General features: G+C 61.4%; 18 protein-coding genes. 5 read left to right on the top strand and 13 right to left on the bottom strand.

Going from position 1 to position 20,163, the window contains the following annotated elements:
- Nucleotides 1-21: 21 nt before the first annotated feature.
- From MHM84_RS09120 to MHM84_RS09070, 11 genes are all read right to left on the bottom strand, one after another.
- Complete coding sequence (locus tag MHM84_RS09120) at nt 22-1,782, bottom strand: ABC transporter ATP-binding protein (protein ID WP_239265112.1); 1,761 nt, start codon at nt 1,780-1,782, stop codon at nt 22-24.
- 20 nt (nt 1,783-1,802) lie between these two features.
- The gene (locus MHM84_RS09115) at nt 1,803-2,750 is read right to left on the bottom strand and encodes an acetamidase/formamidase family protein (RefSeq protein ID WP_239265110.1); all 948 of its coding nucleotides are present in this window, start codon (nt 2,748-2,750) and stop codon (nt 1,803-1,805) included.
- Nucleotides 2,751-4,367 carry an ABC transporter substrate-binding protein gene (locus MHM84_RS09110; RefSeq protein ID WP_239265108.1) on the bottom strand — a complete coding sequence of 539 codons (1,617 nt, stop codon included), beginning with the start codon at nt 4,365-4,367 and terminating at the stop codon, nt 2,751-2,753. It abuts the gene before it with no gap.
- A gap of 24 nt (nt 4,368-4,391) precedes the next feature.
- Nucleotides 4,392-5,318, bottom strand: a complete 927-nt coding sequence (locus MHM84_RS09105; RefSeq protein WP_239265106.1) for an ABC transporter permease — start codon at nt 5,316-5,318, stop codon at nt 4,392-4,394.
- On the bottom strand, nt 5,318-6,166 hold the full coding sequence (locus tag MHM84_RS09100) for an ABC transporter permease (RefSeq protein WP_239265104.1): 849 nt from the start codon (nt 6,164-6,166) through the stop codon (nt 5,318-5,320). Before MHM84_RS09100 ends, MHM84_RS09105 begins: the two co-directional genes overlap by 1 nt.
- Nucleotides 6,163-6,762 carry an ANTAR domain-containing protein gene (locus MHM84_RS09095; protein WP_239265102.1) on the bottom strand — a complete coding sequence of 200 codons (600 nt, stop codon included), beginning with the start codon at nt 6,760-6,762 and terminating at the stop codon, nt 6,163-6,165. The genes MHM84_RS09100 and MHM84_RS09095 overlap by 4 nt, the downstream gene beginning before the upstream one ends.
- Entirely contained in the window at nt 6,759-7,901 is a 1,143-nt protein-coding gene (locus MHM84_RS09090; protein WP_239265100.1) for a transporter substrate-binding protein, read from the bottom strand. The genes MHM84_RS09095 and MHM84_RS09090 overlap by 4 nt, the downstream gene beginning before the upstream one ends.
- Before the next feature lie 249 nt (nt 7,902-8,150).
- Entirely contained in the window at nt 8,151-9,119 is a 969-nt protein-coding gene (locus MHM84_RS09085; protein WP_239265098.1) for an ABC transporter substrate-binding protein, read from the bottom strand.
- 84 nt (nt 9,120-9,203) lie between these two features.
- Complete coding sequence (gene gloA, locus MHM84_RS09080; RefSeq protein WP_239265095.1) at nt 9,204-9,743, bottom strand: lactoylglutathione lyase; 540 nt, start codon at nt 9,741-9,743, stop codon at nt 9,204-9,206.
- 91 nt (nt 9,744-9,834) lie between these two features.
- A complete protein-coding gene (locus MHM84_RS09075) occupies nt 9,835-11,418 on the bottom strand; it encodes a GMC family oxidoreductase (RefSeq protein WP_239265092.1) in 1,584 nt (527 codons plus the stop codon).
- A gap of 63 nt (nt 11,419-11,481) precedes the next feature.
- Entirely contained in the window at nt 11,482-12,042 is a 561-nt protein-coding gene (locus MHM84_RS09070) for a tat (twin-arginine translocation) pathway signal sequence (RefSeq protein ID WP_239265090.1), read from the bottom strand.
- Between the two features lie 253 nt (nt 12,043-12,295).
- On the opposite strand from MHM84_RS09070, the gene MHM84_RS09065 reads away from it, so the two are divergent.
- From MHM84_RS09065 to MHM84_RS09050, 4 genes are all read left to right on the top strand, one after another.
- Entirely contained in the window at nt 12,296-12,610 is a 315-nt protein-coding gene (locus MHM84_RS09065) for a ribbon-helix-helix domain-containing protein (protein WP_239265088.1), read from the top strand.
- A 49-nt stretch (nt 12,611-12,659) separates the two neighbouring features.
- A complete protein-coding gene (locus MHM84_RS09060; RefSeq protein WP_239265086.1) occupies nt 12,660-13,154 on the top strand; it encodes a C40 family peptidase in 495 nt (164 codons plus the stop codon).
- A gap of 217 nt (nt 13,155-13,371) precedes the next feature.
- The gene (locus MHM84_RS09055; protein ID WP_239265084.1) at nt 13,372-14,010 is read left to right on the top strand and encodes a peroxiredoxin; all 639 of its coding nucleotides are present in this window, start codon (nt 13,372-13,374) and stop codon (nt 14,008-14,010) included.
- A gap of 463 nt (nt 14,011-14,473) precedes the next feature.
- The gene (locus tag MHM84_RS09050; RefSeq protein ID WP_239265082.1) at nt 14,474-15,298 is read left to right on the top strand and encodes a manganese catalase family protein; all 825 of its coding nucleotides are present in this window, start codon (nt 14,474-14,476) and stop codon (nt 15,296-15,298) included.
- A gap of 81 nt (nt 15,299-15,379) precedes the next feature.
- Here MHM84_RS09050 and MHM84_RS09045 read toward each other — a convergent pair whose 3' ends face one another.
- Together MHM84_RS09045 and lhgO are read right to left on the bottom strand one after the other, a co-directional pair.
- The gene (locus tag MHM84_RS09045) at nt 15,380-16,261 is read right to left on the bottom strand and encodes a DMT family transporter (protein WP_239265080.1); all 882 of its coding nucleotides are present in this window, start codon (nt 16,259-16,261) and stop codon (nt 15,380-15,382) included.
- 112 nt (nt 16,262-16,373) lie between these two features.
- Entirely contained in the window at nt 16,374-17,570 is a 1,197-nt protein-coding gene (gene lhgO, locus MHM84_RS09040; protein ID WP_239265078.1) for an L-2-hydroxyglutarate oxidase, read from the bottom strand.
- A gap of 176 nt (nt 17,571-17,746) precedes the next feature.
- On the opposite strand from lhgO, the gene MHM84_RS09035 reads away from it, so the two are divergent.
- Entirely contained in the window at nt 17,747-20,140 is a 2,394-nt protein-coding gene (locus tag MHM84_RS09035; RefSeq protein WP_239265076.1) for an FdhF/YdeP family oxidoreductase, read from the top strand.
- The last annotated feature ends 23 nt before the right edge of the window (nt 20,141-20,163 follow it).

Here is a 20,163-nt window from a genome sequence, read left to right as displayed (position 1 = left end):
TTGGGCGTCTTGAAAAGCCCGTTATCGCTCAAGAACTGCGACGAAATGCCCTTCCTGTGGCTGCGCATAGGCGAGAGGGGGTGCCTGGTAACCGCGCGGCTTGATGGGATCAGGGACCTCGCTCGCCTGTAGCAAGGCCGAGAAATCACGCTTGAGATCGACGTCCGGCATGGGCACCGCCGACAGGAGTCGCTGCGTGTAGGGGTGCTGGGGGTTGTGCAGCACCTGCTCACAACTGCCGGTCTCGACGATACGCCCACAGTACATGACGGCGACCCGGTGGCTGATGCGCTCGATGACTGCCATGTCGTGGGAGATAAACAAGTAGCTCAGATTCAAGCGCTGCTGCAGGTCTTCCAGTAGCTCCAGTACCTGAGCCTGTACTGACACGTCCAGCGCCGAGACGGCCTCGTCTGCAATGATGACCTTGGGATTGAGGGCCAGGGCCCGAGCTATGCAGATGCGCTGGCGCTGGCCACCTGAGAACTGATGCGGATAGCGTTGCGCGGCATCGACCGGCAGCCCCACCTGCCTGAGCAGTTCGGCGACGCTCTGCTTGCGCTGTGCGGCATTCGCCAGCCCATGTACCAGTAGCGGTTCGCCGACCAGTTCACCGATGGTCTTGCGTGGGTTGAGCGCTGCGTACGGGTCCTGGAACACCATCTGGATATCACGCCATACGGCTTTGAGCGCCTCGCCACGCAGTCCGTTGAGCTCCTGCCCCTCCAGCTTTACGCTGCCGCTGAAGTCGAGCATGTTCATCAATGCCTTGCCCGTGGTGGACTTGCCACAGCCACTTTCGCCAACAATGCCCAGCGTCTCGCCGGCATGCAGCGAAAAACTGACATTCTCCACCGCCCGCACTTCGGTGCGCGTCTCGAAAGGCGAGCGGCGTTTAACCGCAAACCGGACATTGAGATTGTTCACCTCGAGCACCCGCGGGCGCGCCTGCTGCGATGACCGCACATCGGCCGTGCCCAGGCGCGGCACTGCACTCAGCAGTTTGCGGGTATAGGCCGCCTGCGGTGCGGTAAACAAGGCTCGTGCCGTGGCCGCTTCCTCCACGACGCCTTGATTCATGACCACGACCTCGTCGGCCATCTCGGCGACGACCCCCATGTCGTGTGTAATCATCAGCAATGCCGTGTCGAACTCGCGCTGAAGCTCGCGCATCAGCTCAAGAATCTGGGCCTGAATGGTCACGTCCAGCGCCGTGGTCGGCTCGTCGGCGATCAGTACACGCGGCTTGCAAACCATGGCCATGGCGATCATCACGCGCTGACGCATGCCGCCCGACAATTCATGCGGATGTTGCTTGAGACGCTTGTCGACGTGCGGCACGCGGACGGCATCGAGAATCTCGCGCGCACGGCGGCTGGCCTGCCTGCCCTCGACTAGCTTGTGGCGACGGATTGTCTCTTCCAGTTGTTGCCCCACCGTCATCAGTGGATTGAGTGAGGTCATCGGCTCCTGGAATATCATCCCGATCTCGCGTCCACGCAGGCGTTGCATGGCGCGTTCCGGCAGGCTCAGCAGATCCTGTTTATCGAAGAGAATGGCCCCGCTGGGCAGGCGCGCTACCTTGGGCAACAGTCCCATGATCGCCAGCGACGACAACGACTTGCCACTGCCCGACTCACCGGCGATGCACAGGGTACGTCCTGCATACAGGTTGAAGCTCAAGTCGTCGACGACGCGCTGGGTGTGATGCTCGTGAGAGATATCGATCGTCAGACGCTCGACGGACAGCAGTCGAGCGCCCTGCTCCTGCGGGGGAACCATTGTTAATCTCCTCTAATGGCTTACTCGAATACGATCCGTGGCATATAAAACGACACCACCCAGTTGGGCATATCCACGATCTCGCTGATGCGCAGGTCACCGCAGACCGAACACAGCATGTACGCTTGCTCGGCGGGCATGTTGCGGGTCTTGGCCAGCCAGTCGATCGCCCCGCTCAATGCCTGGCGTGCGCCCTCCATCAGATCGGGCCCGATACCGGTGAACACTTCGTAGCCGGCGCCGTCGAGATGACGGGTTACCGGCCCCGGTGTGGAAAAGCGCGGCATGGCCAATGGTGTCTGCTTGATCAGATCGAGGGTGACGGTGACATCCATGGCGCTTTCCAGCGCCGTGCCGCACACCTCGCCATCGCCCTGTGCAGCATGCGTATCGCCGATCGAGAACAGCCCGCCGGCGACTTCCACAGGCAGATAAAGCGTCGTGCCTGCTCCGATATCACGGATATCGAGGTTGCCGCCAATTCGGCGCGGCGGCACGATCGAGTGCGTTCCGGCTTCCGCTGGAGCCACGCCAATGGTGCCGGCAAACGGCTTGAGCGGCACTCGGGCATGTTCGCCAAAGGCCGCCGGCGTCATGCGCTCGGTATCGTATTTCCACAGTGCCAGTGCCGGTTCCTTGAACTGATCGGCCAGCAGTCCGAAGCCGGGGATGTTGGCCGTCCAGCCGAAGCCGGACGGCGTAAAGCTGTCAATCCTGACGGAGAGGATGTCACCTGGCTCGGCGCCATCGACGAAGATCGGGCCGGTCACCGGATTGATCCGGTCGAACGGCATGTCGATTACCGACGTCAGGTCGGATTCCGGAGTGAAATGGCCTCCCGACGAGTCATTGCACTGGAAATCCAGGGTGGTCCCCGGCGCGACGTGCGCGACCGGGATATTGGCATTATCCCACCCATGATGGCAGTGGTGGCCATGAATGGTCTTGATCAGTCCGTTGTCACACATTCACTTCACCCAGATATAGTCGTAGTTGACCGGCACGTGGACCGGGTCGACATAGAGTGCGTCCGCGCCTCCCATGCGCGCCGAGTGCACGGTATAGCGCTGCTCATTGAAAACCGGCACCCAGGGAGCATCGTCCATGGTGGCGGTGAAGATGTCGCCCCACAGCTTGGCGCGGGCTTCCTGCTGTTCGGGCGCGACCATGGCATTCGCCTCGTCGGCCTTGGCGTCGAGTTCCTCGTTGCAGTACCACGCCCAGTTCCAGCCACCCGGAACGGCGCCTTCGCACCCCAGGATCGGACCCCAGAAGTTGGACGGATCGGGGAAGTCGGCGATCCAGGCCATGCCACCCGACCAGATCATCGGGGCCTGGTCCTGCTCACCACCGGCAGCGATCACGTTGGCCTGGGCCAGCGACTTGATCTTGGTGTCGATACCGATTTCCGCCAGATCCTGCTGAATAGCCTGAGCAATGCGCGGCTGGGGGGTGGTATTGGCCACGAACATTTCGGTCTCGAAGCCATTCGGGAAGCCCGCCTCGGCGAGCAGCGCCTTGGCCTTTTCGGGATCGTACGGGTAGCCTTCGTAGCTTTCGTCGTAGCCCGGCATGGCCGGCGGCAGGGGTTGATTGGCCGGCGTCGCACGACCATTGATCACACGGATAATACGCTCCTTGTTGATGGCCATGTTGATGGCCTGGCGCACCTTGACGTTATCCAACGGCGGGATAGTGACGTTCATGGTCAGGTAGCCCGTATGCAGCTGGTCACCGACCACCATCAGTTCCTTGAACGCGGGGTCGTTATTTATTGCCACGAACTGAGCCGGGGGGATGCCGTCGCCGGCGATGTCGACCTCACCGCGATGCAGACGCAGCAGCGCCACATTGGGCTCCTGGCCGATCTCGAAGTTGATCGTATCGATATAGGGGATACCGTCGCGGAAGTAGTCCTCGTTCTTTGCAAATGTCAGCCGCTGGCCGAGTGCCCAGCTGTCCAGCTTGTAGGCGCCCGTTCCCACCGGATGCTTGCCGAAGTCGCTGCCCCACTGCTCGACCGCCTCCCTGGGCACGACCGAGGCAAAGTTCAGCGCCATGAGGTGCAGGAACGTCGCATCCGGGGCACTCAGCGTGATCTGTACGGTGCGCTCGTCCGGTGTGGTAATGCCGCTGAGTTCGGTGGCCTCCCCATTGGCCATGGCATCGAAGCCCTCGATGGCCGAGAAGAAACCGGCCCCGGGGCTCTGCGTCTTGGGGTTGACGGTGCGCTCGAGCGAGTACTTGACGTCGGCCGAGGTCATCTCGCGCCCATTGTGGAACTTAACACCGGGGCGCAATGTGAACGTGTAAGTCAGGCCGTCTTCAGAGATTTCATAACTCTCGGCCAGATCGGTCCGCAGCTCGGTAGTACCCGGCTCGTAATCCATCAGCCCGTCGAACAGGCTCTTGATCATCGACCAGTTCTGCCAGTCGTAGCCGATGGCCGGATCGAGCGTGGCCACATCGTTCTGATAAGTGACGATGATGTCACCGCCCGGCTTGGGCGTTTCCTGAGCGATGGCCTGAGCGCTGATCGCCGTGCACAGCGCAGTAAGAGCAAACCCTTTAAGTGTCTTGTTCATGGCAGGTTCCCTTCAGTCGAGTTTCTACGATTTATTCACGTCGATACGCGGATCGACGAACAGCACGGCCAGATCGGCCACCAGATTGCCCAGCACAATGGCGACAGCCGATAGCGTGGTGACCCCGACGATGATCGGGATGTCGACCTGCTGTATGGCCTGCCAGGCGAGCTGACCCAGACCGGGCCAGCCGAAAACCGACTCCACCACCACCAGCCCACTCATGAAGATGCCAATATCGATACCGATCATTGGAATCACCGGGATGATGGCGTTGGGCAGCACATGGCGCAGGAGTACACGAGCCCGTGTCAGCCCCTTGGCCCGTGCGGTACGGATGAAGTCCTGATGCAGCACATCGATCATCGATGAGCGCACCATGCGCGAGTACCAGCCGCTGCCCAGCACGCCCAGCGTGATCGCAGGCAACAGAAGGTGTTCGACACTGCCGTAGCCACCTAGCGGGAACCAGCCCAGCTGTACGGCAAAGAAATAGAGAGCGAGCATCGCGGCGATAAAATGCGGTGACGACACCCCAATAAAGGAAAACGCCATCAATAGTTGATCGAGCACGGAGTTGCGCTTGAGCGCAGCGATGATGCCCAGCGTGATACCGATCAGCAGTTCGAAGCCGATACCGGCCGCCATCAGTTGCAGGGTCGGCCCGATCCGCGCCTCGAGCAGGGTGGCAACCTCCGAGCGCTGTACATAGGAACGACCGAGATCGCCCTGCAGCAGGTTCATCAGGTAGCGGAAGTACTGTTCGTAGAACGGCAGATCCAGTCCCAGCTGATGCCGGATATTGGCGACCACTTCCGCCGTTGCACTGCGGCCGGCAATCTGCCGTGCAGGGTCCGCCGGGATCAGATAGAGCAACAGATAGGTGATGAACGTCACACCCAGCAGGATCAGCAGCGCATAGGCGATACGTTTGACAATGAACCAGGCCATTAGCGTCTTCCTTTCAGCGTCGGGTCGAGTTCATCGCGCAGGGCATCGCCAACCAGGTTGAAGCTCAGCGACAGCGCGATGATGGCGAGTCCGGGGAACAGCACCAGCCACATCGCCGAGGTGAAGTAGGTCTGGCTTTCGAAGATGATGTTGCCCCAGCTCGGCATGGGCGGCTGCACGCCAACGCCCAGGAAGGACAACGTGGCCTCGAGCAGCACCGTGGTAGAAATACCCAGCGTGGCCCAGACCAGAATGGTCGGTAGCAGGTGAGGCAGCAGGTGCGAGAACAGGATGCGTCGGGCGCTGGCGCCGATGGTTCGCTCGACGGCAACGAAATCCTTGGACGCGAGGGAGATAGTTTCCGAGTAGATGACACGGGCGATCTGAACCCAGTTCACCATGGCAATGACCAGCGCCACGATCCATAGGCTCGGGCGCAGGATGGCGGCCAGGGCGATGGCCAGCAACAGCGCCGGGAAGGCCATCATCAGGTCAGTCAGACGCATCAGCAGTGAGCCGACCCAGCCACGCACAAACCCCGCGATCACACCGACCAGCGTACCGATTAGCACGGCAATGCCGTTGGAGACGATGCCAATGATCAGTGAGGTTCGCGCGCCATAGATGATACGCGAGAGCAGATCGCGCCCCAGCAGGTCGGTGCCCAGCATGAACTCATCGTTGGGTGGCAGTGGCGCCCCCTCGATGGTCAGGCCTTCGAAGAACTGCTCGGTCGGATCGTAAGGGGCGAGCCACGGTGCAAAGACCGCCGCCAGTACCACGATCAGTATGTAGAACAGCGAAATGGCCACAGTCTTGCGCCTGAGCAACGCACGTAACAGTGTCATGGCGTGACGCCTCCCTGGCGAGCGAAGATCGACGATGGATCGAGCAGACTTTGGCAGACCCGCTCGATTGACTGCTGAGTCGACATGGCATGACTGCGCAGGCGCTCGTAGGCTTCCTGCTCGCTGAGTTCGAGCTTGACCATCAGGTGCGCGACGGCCTTGGCGATCACGTCTCGCTGAGCCAGCGTATCGGCCAGCTCGCGATTGGCCGACTCGACCTTGTGCAGCTTGGCGTTAAGCGCTCGGGCCATCATCAGCGTCGTGTACACCGTGCTTTGCGTGATCGGCTTGTTGAGGATGGCGGTCGCGCCCAGACGTATCGCCCGTTGGATCTGGGAAAGCGTCTGGTGATGCGTGACCGCAACGATCGGCAGTCCTTGGGCTCTGACCGCGGCCAGGAGCCGTTCGCTATTGAAGTGATCCAGTTCAACGATGACGCCATTGACCGTATCCAACGCAACCTCGCTGTCGTCGGTCACGGTCCGGCAGCACAGCCCCAGCCGGTCCAGGCATTTCTGGAGCATGTCCTGGGTCCGCTCATCGCAATCGATGAGCAGCAGTTGCGTACGCATGTCCTGACGATCGTACTGGTTCATTTGACGACCCTCAGGTTGGGTGCGACCGACGGGCTGTCGGCCAGGGAGTAGAAGCGGGACAGGCATGTGCGGGTCAGGTAGGGATCGGCCTCCAGCACCTTGGGTTCGCGATGTACGACCTCGAATTGCCCTTCTCTGGCTTCGGCAATACAGCACGGTAGCGACAGGTGGTTGTTGGACGCACTGATCTGCAACTCGCCCATCAAGGTTGGCAATGTGTGCGCATGCACCCAGGCCAGTACACGTTCTGGGTCGTCTCCCCCGGTTGCCTGGCAGGCTTGGGCCAACAGATGAACCGCGTTGTAGGCACTGGTATAGCAATGCGAGAAGGATTGCCGGCCATGTTGCACACGCTGGCTAGCAGCAAAGGCATTGCCTGGCGTATCGAACCAGGGCCCACAGGACAGCAGTTGGATATGCGGCAAGGCCTCGATTTCCGGCAACTCGGACTCGGTAAAATTGCAGCTCAGGACTGGCATGCGCTTACCGCGCCGAGCACAGGCAGCGTTGAGCTGGCGCAGGAAAAAGTAGGACGATTCACCGACCAGGTTGTTCAGTACGAATGCGGCATCCCTGGCGAGGGCCTGCTCGACAATACTTAGGAAATCGTCATCACCGAAGCGGTAGTATTTCTCTGCAATGATGTGCCCACCGGCCGCTTCGACCAGTTCCCGGGCGATGCGATTACTTTCCCAGCCCCAGACATAGTTGGAACCGATGAGAAGCGCCTGCTTGCCGAATTGCCTGAGCGCGTAATCGAGCAAAGGCACCAGGTTCTGATTCGGGCAGCCGCCCAGGTAAACGACGTTTTCACTGCACTCGAATCCCTCATACGGGCTGGCATACCACAGCAGGCCACCGGTTTTCTCGAAGTCCGGCACGATGTCCTTGCGGCTGGCCGAGGTGGTCGTGCCAATGACATGATGCACGCCCCGGTCAAAGAAGCGTTCGACCCCCTTCTGGTAGGCATCGAGCTCACCACGCGGATCGAAATAGTCAGGGCGCAGGGTGACATCATACTCACCGCCACGATTGATTTCGTCGACGGCGTGCCGGGCACCTCTCAATGCACTGCTGCTCATGCGTCGGTAGGTGCCCGAACTCGAGTAGAGAATTCCAATAGGAATGGATAGCTTCATTGTGTTTCCTGCACAAAAAAAGCCTGAATATCCATTGGATATTCAGGCTTCATTGCCATGCTTATTCTTCGTATTTGGACAAGGCTTATAGGGCGAGCCGTGCTGGCCCAGGCTTGATGGAAATACTTATGAAATATTCATGCCAAAAATAAGAAAGCGCTGATGGAATCAGGTAAAAATCATGAAGCGGCTCGGCCGCATTCTTACTGCCCCGTCTGGATTTGCTCCAATAAGGAGCAAATCCCTCACTTACGCACCAAGATGACTCGGTAAGCCAAACGCTTCTTGCACTACCGGCCAGGCCGGCTGTCCGTCGCGCGTTGTCACCCCCTCCAGATACGTTTTCACTTTTTCGGCATTATCACGCATCCAGGCTATGGCGACGTCAGACGCCTCCTGCTTCTTGTAACTGAATTCCAGGATTAACTGACTCTGGTCATCGGCGGTAAAGAGCATTTGATCGAGCAGTTGGACGACATTGGGATTTTGATCCGCGAAGCGCTTGCTAAGCAGCGTACGCACATCGCTACGCCCGCCACCGGGTCCGAACAGGTTCTCGGGATCGTCGAGATAGACGATGTCGTATTCGATATTCATCCAATGGGGAGTCCAGCCGTAGAACAGAATCCATTCGTCATTCTGCGTAGCGCTGTTAACGGCGCTGAGCATTGCCGGCGTAGTGGCCTCATTCAGATCCCAGTCGCCCATACCGTAGGTGTCGTTATCAACCGCACCATTGAGAAGATCGCTAGTCGCCGACCCGGGTTCGATGGAGAACATCTCATGATTGAAGCGCTCGGCGAACTCGGGCTTGTCGATATCACGCGCCGAGGTTACTCCCGCTTCGGCCACATAGCGCGGTACCGCAAAGCCCATACGCGCACCGTCGACATTGTTGCCCAAGTCGACGAGATTGCCCTTGGCGTTGACGGTGTCATACATGCCCTGCTGAGCTGGCAACCAGGCGGCCAAGTATGCGTCGATCTCGCCCAGATTGAGCGCTTCGTAGGTGATCTGGGAACCCAGTTGCTTAGTGCTCGGTGCGTAGCCCAGCGCCTCGAGCAGCTGCGATGCGATCTCGGTCTTCATGGTCACGCCAGGCCATGGCGGCGCAGAGAAGCGCACCTCCGCATCCTGCTGTGCCAGACTATTGGCGGACCATGCCAAGGGGGCGAGACATAATGCAGTACCAACGGTCTTGATCCACGACGGGGACATAACGCACCTCCAGAAAAAATCAGTGTTATTTTTCGAGCCTGAAACTATAACACTGTTTTATTCATTCGCTGTAACGTACGTTCCTCAGGCCCTTCTCCCCACCCCGGCCATACGCGCCGCTTCGACAATTTCGATCCAGTAGCCGTCAGGGTCCTTGATGAAGGCGACATCTTTCATCTTGCCCTGCTCCGGGCGCTTCACGTAGGTGACGTCATTGGCGTCGAACCAGGCAATGGCGGCGTCCAGGTCGGGCACTGAAAAACAGATATGCCCGAAGCCCTGCGGCTCGGCATTGCCGTCGTGATAGGCGACGTCGGATTGCGCCTCGGTGCCCCAGTTATGGGTCAGTTCGAGTATCCCGCGCTGCTGGAACGTCCAGACGGTACGCTCGCCGGCATCCTCGGGAATCGCTTCGTCATCGTCCAGGCGTCCCAGGAAGTAGAGCGAGAAGCGCATTTCCTCGAAATCCAGCTTGCGCAGGACGCGCATCGCGAAGATCCGGGTGTAGAACGCCAGCGAACGCTGCGGATCCCGGATACGCAGCATGGTGTGATTGAGACGAAAGCCGTTGGCCTCGCGGGCCGGGGACTCGACGCCGGGATACTGCTCGCCATTGAAGCTCATGCGGCCGTGCTCCTATCGGGAATTACAGGCAAAGCGGGCGGCCCGGCGCCTGCCGGCGCCGCCCAAGGGGGTCGACACAAAACGGGCGGGGTTACACCGCGCGTTCCTTCATCAGCTTGCCGATGTGCTCGGCCTGGCGGATCGCCAGCGTGACGATGGTCAGCGTGGGGTTTTCCGCCGCCGAGGTGGTGAACTGGCTACCGTCGGAGATGAACAGGTTGGGGATGTCGTGGCTCTGACCATACGCGTTGCAAACGCCATCCTGCGCCTCGGCACTCATGCGGCAGGTGCCCAGGTTGTGGGTCGACGGATACGGCGGCACGCGGTAGACGTCGCGGGCGCCTACCGCCGCATAGAGTTCGCTGCCTTTCCGGTAGGCATGCTCGCGCATCGCCTCGTCGTTGGGATGGTCGTCGTAGTGCACGTTGGGGATCGGCAGGCCATGCTGGTCCTTGAGCTCGCCATGCAGGGTTACGCGGTTGGACTCGCGCGGCATGTCCTCGCCGACCAGCCACATGCCGGCCATGTGCGCGTACTGGTCCATGGCACCGGTGAACGTTTCACCCCAGGCACCGGGATCGAGGAATGCCGCCATGAACGGCAGGCCCAGCGACAGGGTCTCCATCTCGTAGCCACCGACGAAGCCGCGCGAGGTGTCGTGCCTGGCCTCGTCGGAGATGATGCCGGCCATGGTCGTGCCACGGTACATGTGCACCGGCTCGTCGAAGGTGGCGTAGACCGACCCGGTCATGTGGCGCATATAGTTGCGCCCTACCTGGCCCGAACTGTTGGCCAGCCCCTCGGGGAACATTGCGCTTGCCGAATTGAGCAGCAGGCGCGGCGTCTCGATGGAGTTGCCGGCCACGGCGACGAGACGCGCTTTCTGGCGCTGCAGGTTGCCGTCCTTGTCGAAATAGGTGACGCCCGTGGCACGGCCCTTCGTGTCGTGCTCGATCTGCGCCACGTGCGCCTGTGTGCGCAATTCCATATGTCCGGTGACCAGCGCCGCCGGCAGTTCAGTATATAGCGTCGACCACTTGGCGCCGAAACGGCAGCCCTGGAAGCAGAAGCCGCGCTGCTGGCACCCCGGCCGACCATCGCGCGCCTGGCTGTTGATCGCCATGTGCCCCGTGTTGCACGCATAGCCCAGCTTTTGCGCCCCGGCATGCATCACCTTGAAATTGTTGTTGCCGGGCAGGCCGGCGATATCGTTGGTGCGCGTCACGCCCATCTTGTCCTCGGCACGCGCGTAATACGGTGCCAGCTCGTCGTAGCCGACCGGCCAGTCGAGCAGATTGGCATCGTCGAGTGCACCGTAGTGGGTAAGTGCCTGAAACTCGTGAGGGTGAAAGCGCAGGCTGGCACCGGCCCAATGCACCGTGGTCCCGCCCACGGTCTTGCAGATCCAGGTGGGCAGGTTGGGGAAGTCCCTGGCGATGCGCCAGCTACCCGACGTCGTGCGGTTATCGAGCCAGGAGAGCTGGCTGAAGGCCGGCCACTCGTCGGCATGAAAATCGGGGCGGTCATGCAGGGCGCCGGCTTCCAGCACCACTACATCGATGCCCTGCTGGGCCAGCTCGTTGGCCAGGGTGCCGCCACCGGCCCCGGAGCCGACGATCACCACGACACTGTCATCGTCGTGGGCAAAGGTCTTGCGATTCTCGAACTGCGCCATGGCGTGTTCTCCTCAGAAAAGCATCGTCTTGTCGTTATGGTTGCCCAGCTCAGGTTGCCCGGCTCAGGCGCCGGGCATCGGCCCGCTATCCGGCAACGCCGGATCGGGCAGCCAGGTCAGGTCATCGAAGCCTTTGAAGAGATACCCCATGTCGCCCTCTCCGCCCTGATAGCCGAAATGGGCGAAGGCCAGCGGGTTGCTGTACAGCGACACCACGGCGGACGAGCGGATCTTCTCGAAGAACGGCGAACCGGCGGATTCGGCCACGCTGGCCTGTCGCTGCGCTGGCTCGAGGGCCAGCCAGTCGCCGCCGGCCTGGCGATCCAGCGCCATCACGCCATCGCGCAGCAGTGTGAGAATGTTCCGATCGGCGTCGGCCTGGCGGTCGAGGTCCTTGACCACCAATGCATAGACGGCGTCCTCCAGATCACGGTGCGGAAAGACATGGCGGGTGAATTGCAGCAGTATCTCGCCCTCATGAGTCGTGAACTGCTCTGTAGTCACCGCCCAACTTCGGCTCGGCGCCAGCAGGGCGATGGGACCGCAGGCGAAGGCCAGCGTCCCGACCAGCGCACCCCCGCTGGCCTTGAGGAACACACGGCGGGATAAGGGGCGTGAGAACATGGCGAAGTCTCCCCATCATCGGGCTGGCCGCGTTGAAACGTTGAGATGCCGGCCGCCCGTTTGTCGTTGTAGGTTGCGATGCCGGGTGGCATCTTCTTCAGAGAATAGGTGCCGGCCGGAGCGAGCGGGTATTAGCGGGTTACTACATAGCCTAAGGTATAAGCGGACGAGGCCTTGCCAGACACAAGTCGGATGGCTCCTCCCGGTCAATAAGACTAGGTTGATAATGAACACATCATGACGGAACCCTGCCATGTGCCATGTCTATGCCTCGACCGATCCGCAACGCTACGAGAGCACCACACGCTCGGTGCGCCTGCAGGGCAGCGTGACCAGCGTCCGGCTGGAGAACGAGTTCTGGGAGATTCTCGACAGCCTGGCTGCCGAGCAAGGCATGTCGGCGGGGGGCTTCATCAGCAAGCTCTACAGCGAGGTCATCGCCGACAAGGGCGAGATGCCCAACCTGGCCTCGATGCTGCGCGTGGCGTGTGCCGTACACCTGCACTTACGTGCCGAATCGGCGCCTGACCGGAATGCCTCGCCGGATGCATCGCGTCGTCGGGCCTGACCCGATGGCATCGGCAAGACGGAAACCATAATGTGAGACTCACGGCAGAATGCTGAACGTTCCTCGCTGCTATCCCCTGCTGTTTACTGTGTTCCTGCTGTCATTGCTGGTCGGTTGTTCCAGCGGTCCGCGCATGCAGGAAACCATCGTTCCCGCGCCGTCTTCGGATCAGGCACTATCCATCGAGCGCGTCATGATCCTGGCCAATGCCCGCCAGGCCTTGGGCACGCCCTACCGATACGGCGGCGCCAGCAGCAACGGCGTGGACTGCTCAGGTCTCGTGCAGATGGCCTATGGCGCAGCCGGCATTTCCGTTCCGCGCACGGCGGACCAGCAATTCTCGCGCCTGCCGAGCCGGGAGCGGGCCCGTCCCGGCGATCTGCTGTTCTTCGGCTCGGGAAACACCGCAACGCATGTGGGGATCTATCTCGGTCGGCAGCAGATGATTCATGCCCCCGGCGCGGGTCGCGAAGTCACCACGACATCGTTGGCTCTCGATTACTGGCGCAATCGCTTCCTGGGCGCCGCCGGGCCCGCGCCATGAGCACCTGCTACGCCAGTGCTACAGGCATGCGCTACGCTGGCGTGCCATGGGCTACCCTCTAGGGGGTCTCTACTAGTGTTACCTTTGCATGGGTGAAATAGCGCTCAAGCATTTTCTTAGCCACAGGCGTTATTTCCCTTTCCCATTGTTGAGGTGCATGATCGAGAGGTTATGAAAAAGCTGCCTGGCAGCGCCCATTCGTTATAAGGAGTGAAGCATGTCTCTGCGACTCGGCGATATCGCCCCGGATTTCACCCAGGAAAGCACCGAAGGTCCGATCAACTTCCACGAGTGGGCCGGGGATAGCTGGGTGATCCTGTTCTCGCATCCCAAGGATTTCACCCCCGTCTGCACCACCGAACTGGGTGAGGTCTCACGCCTCAAGCCGGAGTTCGAAAAGCGCAATATCAAGGCCATCGGCCTGTCGGTCGATCCGGTCGAGGATCACATCGCCTGGGCCGGCGATATCCAAGAGACCCAAGGACACGGTCTCAACTTTCCACTGCTGGCGGATGCCGATCGTAAGGTCAGCGACCTTTACGACATGATCCATCCCAATGCCAGCGACTCGACGACGGTGCGCTCGGTGTTCATCATCGATCCCGCCAAGAAGGTTCGTCTGACCATTACCTACCCGGCCAGCACCGGGCGCAACTTCCCCGAAATCCTGCGCGTCATCGACAGTCTGCAACTGACCGATGACTACAAGGTAGCCACGCCGGTCAATTGGACGGATGGCGGGGACTGCATCATCGTGCCTTCCGTCAGCAACGAGCAGGCCGCCGAAATGTTTCCGCAGGGATGGGAAGAGAAAAAGCCTTATCTGCGCATGGTCAAACAGCCGAACAAGACCTGACGTTCACGGCTCGGCTCGAAACCGGATCTTACAATCATCCTGTATGTATCGCCTCGCTCTCTTGCGGGGCGATTTATTACCGACTCACGTCGGTTTGATCTAGCACTTTTTATTTAGCCTTACTGCGCAGCAATTACTAATTATCGCCATTTATAAAACAACAAACAGATGACCGGCAAATAAATCAAGCCCAACTACAAGCCAGCTATCAGCCAAACTGACCTTTACGACACCCGCTGGCAATGAAAATAAACGATACAGAAAACAACATTTCATTTCGCTAACACACAAACTCTAAAAGAAAAGAAAGTTAACTTCAGGTTATTTGGAAACTTTCTCAAATAGCTTCTACTGTGATCTCCATAATAATGACTCGCACATTTCATGTTAGCGAGTAAGGGGTGGATATCCTTACTGACAACCGCTCAGTTATCAGTAACTTTCAACCGTAAAGGATTACGATATGTTCCATCATTCCGCGAAACTGCAATATCGCGTCAACGTCGACAAACCCGATCCCCAGTTCGCCATGCTGCTGCAACAGGCCATTGGCGGTGTGGAAGGCGAAATTCGTGTCGCCATGCAGTACTTCTTCCAGGCCATGGGCGCACGCGGCGATGACCGCATCCGCGACATGCTGCTCTCGACTGCGACCGAGGAGTTGTCGCATATCGAGATCCTCGCGCATGCCGTTGCGCTCAACCTGGAAGGTGCGCCTCTGTCCGTGCAGGAAGAGTCAGCCAAGGATCCGATCGTCCACGCTATCCTGGGCGGTGCCAACCCCCGTCACCTGCTGTCTTCGGGCCTCTCGGCCATGCCGGTCAACGCCAACGGCGTGCCGTTCGACATGAGCCATATCTATGCCACCGGCAATGTCGGTGCGGATATGCTTGCCAACGTGACGGCGGAAGCCAGCGGTCGCACCTTGGCGTCACGTCTTTACAACTGGACGGACGACAAGGGCATGAAGGACATGCTGTCCTTCCTCATTGCGCGCGATACCTACCATCAGGAGCAGTGGCTGGCCGTGATCGAGGAGATGGGTGGCATGAAGGCGGCGCTGCCGGTCCCCAACTCCACCCCGGAGGACCATGAAGCCATGGAGCACTCCTATTACTATCTCAACACGTTGATGGACAAGGAAGCGCCCGAAGGCCGCTGGTCCAGCGGTCCGTCACTGGATGGGCGTGCCGAGTACTCGGTCAAGCAGCAGCCCGAGCCGCTCGGCGAGGAGCCCAAGCTGGGCCGGGCGCGCGAAAAATCCGGTGCTCAGAAAGAGCAGATGTAAGTCTGATCCAATCGCACTAGCGATAAGCCCCGGTTTCATGCCGGGGCTTTTTCGTATGAGTGCCACTCCTGTCCCGGTTGATCAAGCCGAGGTGGTCGGGCGTGCCTTGATCGCCACCCGCCGCTCGTGGATGGCAATTGCCAATCCACTGGCGATGATCACGCCGCTACCCACATAGACCCACACGTCGGGTATCTCGCCCCAGAACCACCAGCCCAGGATGACGGCCCAGACCATGGCCGTGTAATCGAAAGGTGCCGCCAGCGAGGCGGGAGCATGCCGAAAGGCCAAGGTAATGCAGGTCATCGCGCCTACGCCCAAAATGCCTGCTCCGACGAAGCCGAACCAGTGCACCGGCTGGGGTGGCAGCCAGATGAACGGCAACAAGGCGGCACTGATCAGCCACGGTACCAACGTGACGTAGAAGACCATCGCCCAGAGGTTCTCGTGGGCACCGTAGCGTCGCGCCGTGATCATCAGCAACGCGTAGCACACGGCGGCACCCACGACGATCAAGCCACCGAGTTGAAAGCCTTCCGCCCCGGGCCTCACCACGATCAGCACCCCGACGAAGCCGATCAGCGAGGCGATGAATGGCAGGCGCCCGACGCGCTCGTTGAGCATCGGTGCCGATAGCAGCGTCACGAACAGCGGCGCGGCAAAGGCGATCGCCGTCGTCGTGGCCAGGGGCAACAAGGTCAGTCCCATGACGAAACAGTACATGGTGCCGGTCGCGATCAGGCCGCGCAGCAGATGCACCCTGGGCCGTCGTGTCGCCAAGGTGCGCAGACCGCCATTGAAACTCGCGATCAACGCGATCAACGGCAGCGAGACCAACGTGCGAAAGAAAATGATCTGTACCGGCGCAAAGCTTTGCCCCAGCCACTTGGCCACCGCATCGCCCAGTGCCAGGCACAGGACACCGAGACACATGTAGGCAATGCCGACCAACGACGATGACATGAGCTTCTCCGTGAGCGGTTATGGCAATGGTTAGCCTTGTGCGCACAATGTCTGTGCCAGCATAACCGATTTGCACCGTCCTGGTGCGCGGTAGGCCACCAAGCTCCAGCGATCAGCTCTCGACCTGGGCCTTCACCTGCTCGACGATATGCGCGCCGATGGGAATCGCCGAGGTCGCCGCCGGCGACGGCGCGTTGCACACATTGACCGTACGCCGGGTGTTCACGAACAGGAAATCGTCGACCAGCTTGCCGTCGTTGGATACCGCCTGGGCACGTACCCCGGCCGGGTAGGGCTCGAGATCGTCCAACGTCAGGCTCGGGCAGTACTTGCGCACCTCCTCGAGATAGCCCTTCTTGTACAGCGAGTTTTTCAACTCGATCAGCCCCGGGCGCAGGTGGGTCTTGAGTACCTTGCGAATGCCCGGATGCCGGAACATGGCCAGCGTGTCGGATAGCGATACGTCGGTCTTGTGGTAGCCTTCGCGCTTCCAGGCCAGCACGGCGTTGGGGCCGACCGTGACGCTGCCGTCGATCATGCGCGTCAGGTGCACGCCGAGAAACGGCATCGACGGGTCGGGAATCGGGTAGATCAGATGGTTGACGATGCGGTTATGCTCCGGCGGCAGACGGTAGTACTCGCCGCGGAACGGGCAGATGGTGAATTCCGGCTCGATGCCCAGCATGCGCACCACGCGGTCGGCCATCAGCCCCGAGCAGGACACCAGGTGGCGGGTGGTGAACTCGCCCCGGTCGGTTTCCACTGCCACTTCGCCGCTACGTTCGTCCAGGCCGATGACCGATGTGGCGTAGCGGATCTCGCCGCCGGCGGCCTGGAAATCGCGGCCCATGGCAGCGGCGACCTCGGCGTAACTGACGATGCCGCTGGAGGGCACGAAGATGCCGCCAACGCCGACAATATTGGGCTCGCGTTCGTGCAGCTCGCCGCGACTCAGCCAGGTGCGCTCCAAGCCGTTGGCCGCGGTGCGCTCCCATAGCGCCTGCATGCGCTGCAATTCGAGGTCGCTGGTCGCCACCAGCAGCTTGCCGCACTCATCGTAGGCGATGCCGTGTTCATCGCAGAACGCCTTGGTGGCACGATTGCCTTCCAGACAGAAGCGCGCCTTGAGACTGCCCGGTGTGTAGTAGACGCCAGCGTGGATCACGCCGCTGTTGTGGCCGGTCTGGTGCCGGGCGGGGCCGTCTTCCTTCTCGACGAGAAGCATCTTCTTGTCGGGATAGGCCCGGATGAGCTGCATGGCGGTGGACAGGCCAAGGATGCCGCCACCAATAATGATGAAGTCGTACACGTGCGCGCCTCGATGGTTCGTTGTGGCAAAATGGCGGCGGCCATGGTCAGGCACGACGCCTCTCGGCTTTGCAAACTCACTCTAGTGCCAGCTTACCCTAATGAAAGACATCCGGCTTTTTCGCCATACGTCGATGTTGGGTATGATGGCAGCCTTCCGCCGCCCTGGAGCTCGCCATGTCTTCGCGCGATTCCGATGCCCACGCGACCGATACTGACGGTCCCGACGTGCCACTCGCCGATCCCGATCGCACCCGCGCGCCGAGCGTGGCTCCCTACCCTGGCCCCGCGGGCGGCTGGGGCGCGCTGCACAGCGTCGGCCGGCATGTCGCGCACAGCCGCGCGCCGCTCAAGGGCATGCGTTCGCTACTCGCCACCAACCAGCCCCACGGCTTCGACTGTCCCGGCTGTGCATGGGGCGATGAAACCGCCACGTCGTCGTTCGCGTTCTGCGAGAACGGCGCCAAGGCGGTGGCCTGGGAAGTCACTGGCAAGCGCGTGACCCGCGATTTCTTCGCCCGACACAGTGTCAGCGAACTGCTCGCCTGGGACGACTATCGCCTGGAGGATCAAGGCCGCCTGACCGAGCCGATGCGCTACGATGCTGCCCAGGATCGCTACGTGCCGATCGGCTGGGATGACGCCTTTGCCCTGATCGCCGAACGCTTGGCGGCGCTGGACGACCCGAACCGGGCGTTGTTCTATACCTCGGGGCGGGCCAGCAACGAGGCAGCGTATCTCTATCAGCTGTTCGTGCGCCTGTACGGCACCAATAACTTCCCCGACTGCTCGAACATGTGCCACGAGGCCAGCGGCGTAGGTATGCAAGCCAGCCTGGGCGTCGGCAAAGGCACGGTTCAACTGGAAGATTTCGAACAGGCCGATGCGATCTTCGTGTTCGGCCAGAACCCCGGCACCAACCATCCGCGCATGCTCGGCGACTTGGCGCGGGCCGCCAAGCGCGGCGCGGCGATCGTCACCTTCAATCCGCTGAAAGAACGTGGCCTGGAGCGCTTCGCCGATCCGCAGGACAAGCATGAAATGCTCACCGGCAGTAGCCAGCCGATCTCCTCGCGCTACTTCCAGCCCAAGCTGGGCGGCGACATGGCGGCGGTGCGCGGCATCGCCAAGGCGCTGTTCGCCCTGGAGGCGACCGGCCGCCTTACGCCGGACCGGGAGTTCATCGCTGCCTATACCCGTGGCCTCGACGCCTGGCGTGCCGTCGTCGAGGCCACGCCCTGGACGACTCTCGAGGCCCAGTCGGGACTGACCCAGGGCGAGATGGAAGCCGCCGCCGAGGTCTACGCCGGCGCCGAGCGGGTGATCGCCACCTGGGCGATGGGTATCACTCAGCATCTGCACGCCGTGGATAGCGTGCGCGAGATCGTCAATCTGCTGCTGCTCGGTGGGCACATGGGACGGCCCGGCGCCGGCGCCTGCCCGGTGCGCGGGCATTCCAACGTACAGGGCGATCGCACCATGGGCATCGACGAAAAGGCCCCGGCCTGGCTGATCGATGCGCTGGAAACGCGCTACGGCGTGCCCATGCCGCGCCAGCCCGGCTACAACACGGTGAATGCCCTGCATGCCCTGGAAGCCGGCCAGGCCGAGGTATTCATCGCCCTGGGTGGCAACTTCACCCGCGCCACGCCGGACAGCATGCGCACCGAGGCCGCCATGCGTCGTACGCGACTCAACGTGCAGATCAGCACCAAGCTCAACCGCAGCCATCTGATCATCGGCGAGGAGGCGCTGATCCTGCCCTGCCTGGGACGCAGCGAGATCGACCGTCAAGGCCCGCAGGGGCTGCCTCAGGCGATCAGCGTCGAGGATTCAATGTCGATGGTGCATGGCAGCGCCGGACGCGTGGAACCGGCTTCCGAGCAGTTGCACTCCGAACCGGCGATCGTCGCCGGGATCGCCGAGGCTACCCTCGCCCGGGTCCTTCCAAGGCGTGACATCGATCCGGCGGTCGTCGACTGGCAGGCACTGAGCGCCGACTATGACCGAATCCGCGACGAGATCGCGGCGGTGATTCCCGGCTTCGCCGACTTCAATGCCCGCCTGCATCGCCCGCGCGGCTTCTGGCTGACCAATGCCGCCAGCGAGCGGCGCTTCGTCACGCCGTCCGGCAAGGCTGAATTCTCCGCTGCGCCGCTGCCGGCGGCAGTGCTTCACCAGCAACTGGAGACGCGCCGCGATGACGGCTGGCTGACGCTGCAAAGCCTGCGCAGCCACGATCAGTACAACACCACCGTCTACGGCTACGACGACCGTTATCGCGGCGTCAAGGGCCAGCGCCGGGTGTTGTTCGTCAACCCGCTGGATATCGAGCGCCTGGGGTTTGCCGATGGCGACTGGGTCGATCTGATCGGGCTGGATCATCAGGGCGAATCGCGTTGTGCCCCGGCCTTCCGACTGGTGGGCTACGACATTCCCACTGGCTGCTGCGCCGCCTACTACCCCGAGACCAACGCCCTGGTGCCGCTGGAAAGTGCCGGGGCCGATACCGGCACCCCGGCGAGCAAGGCCGTCGCCGTACGCCTGCAGCGATCGACTCGCATCGTCTAGGCCAAGTTCAGCTACCCGCCTGG

The organism is Halomonas sp. McH1-25, from assembly GCF_022348165.1.
Lineage (GTDB): Bacteria > Pseudomonadota > Gammaproteobacteria > Pseudomonadales > Halomonadaceae > Modicisalibacter.
The sequence above is the reverse complement of the archived record's forward strand: the minus strand, read 5'-3'. Positions and strand labels throughout refer to the sequence as shown.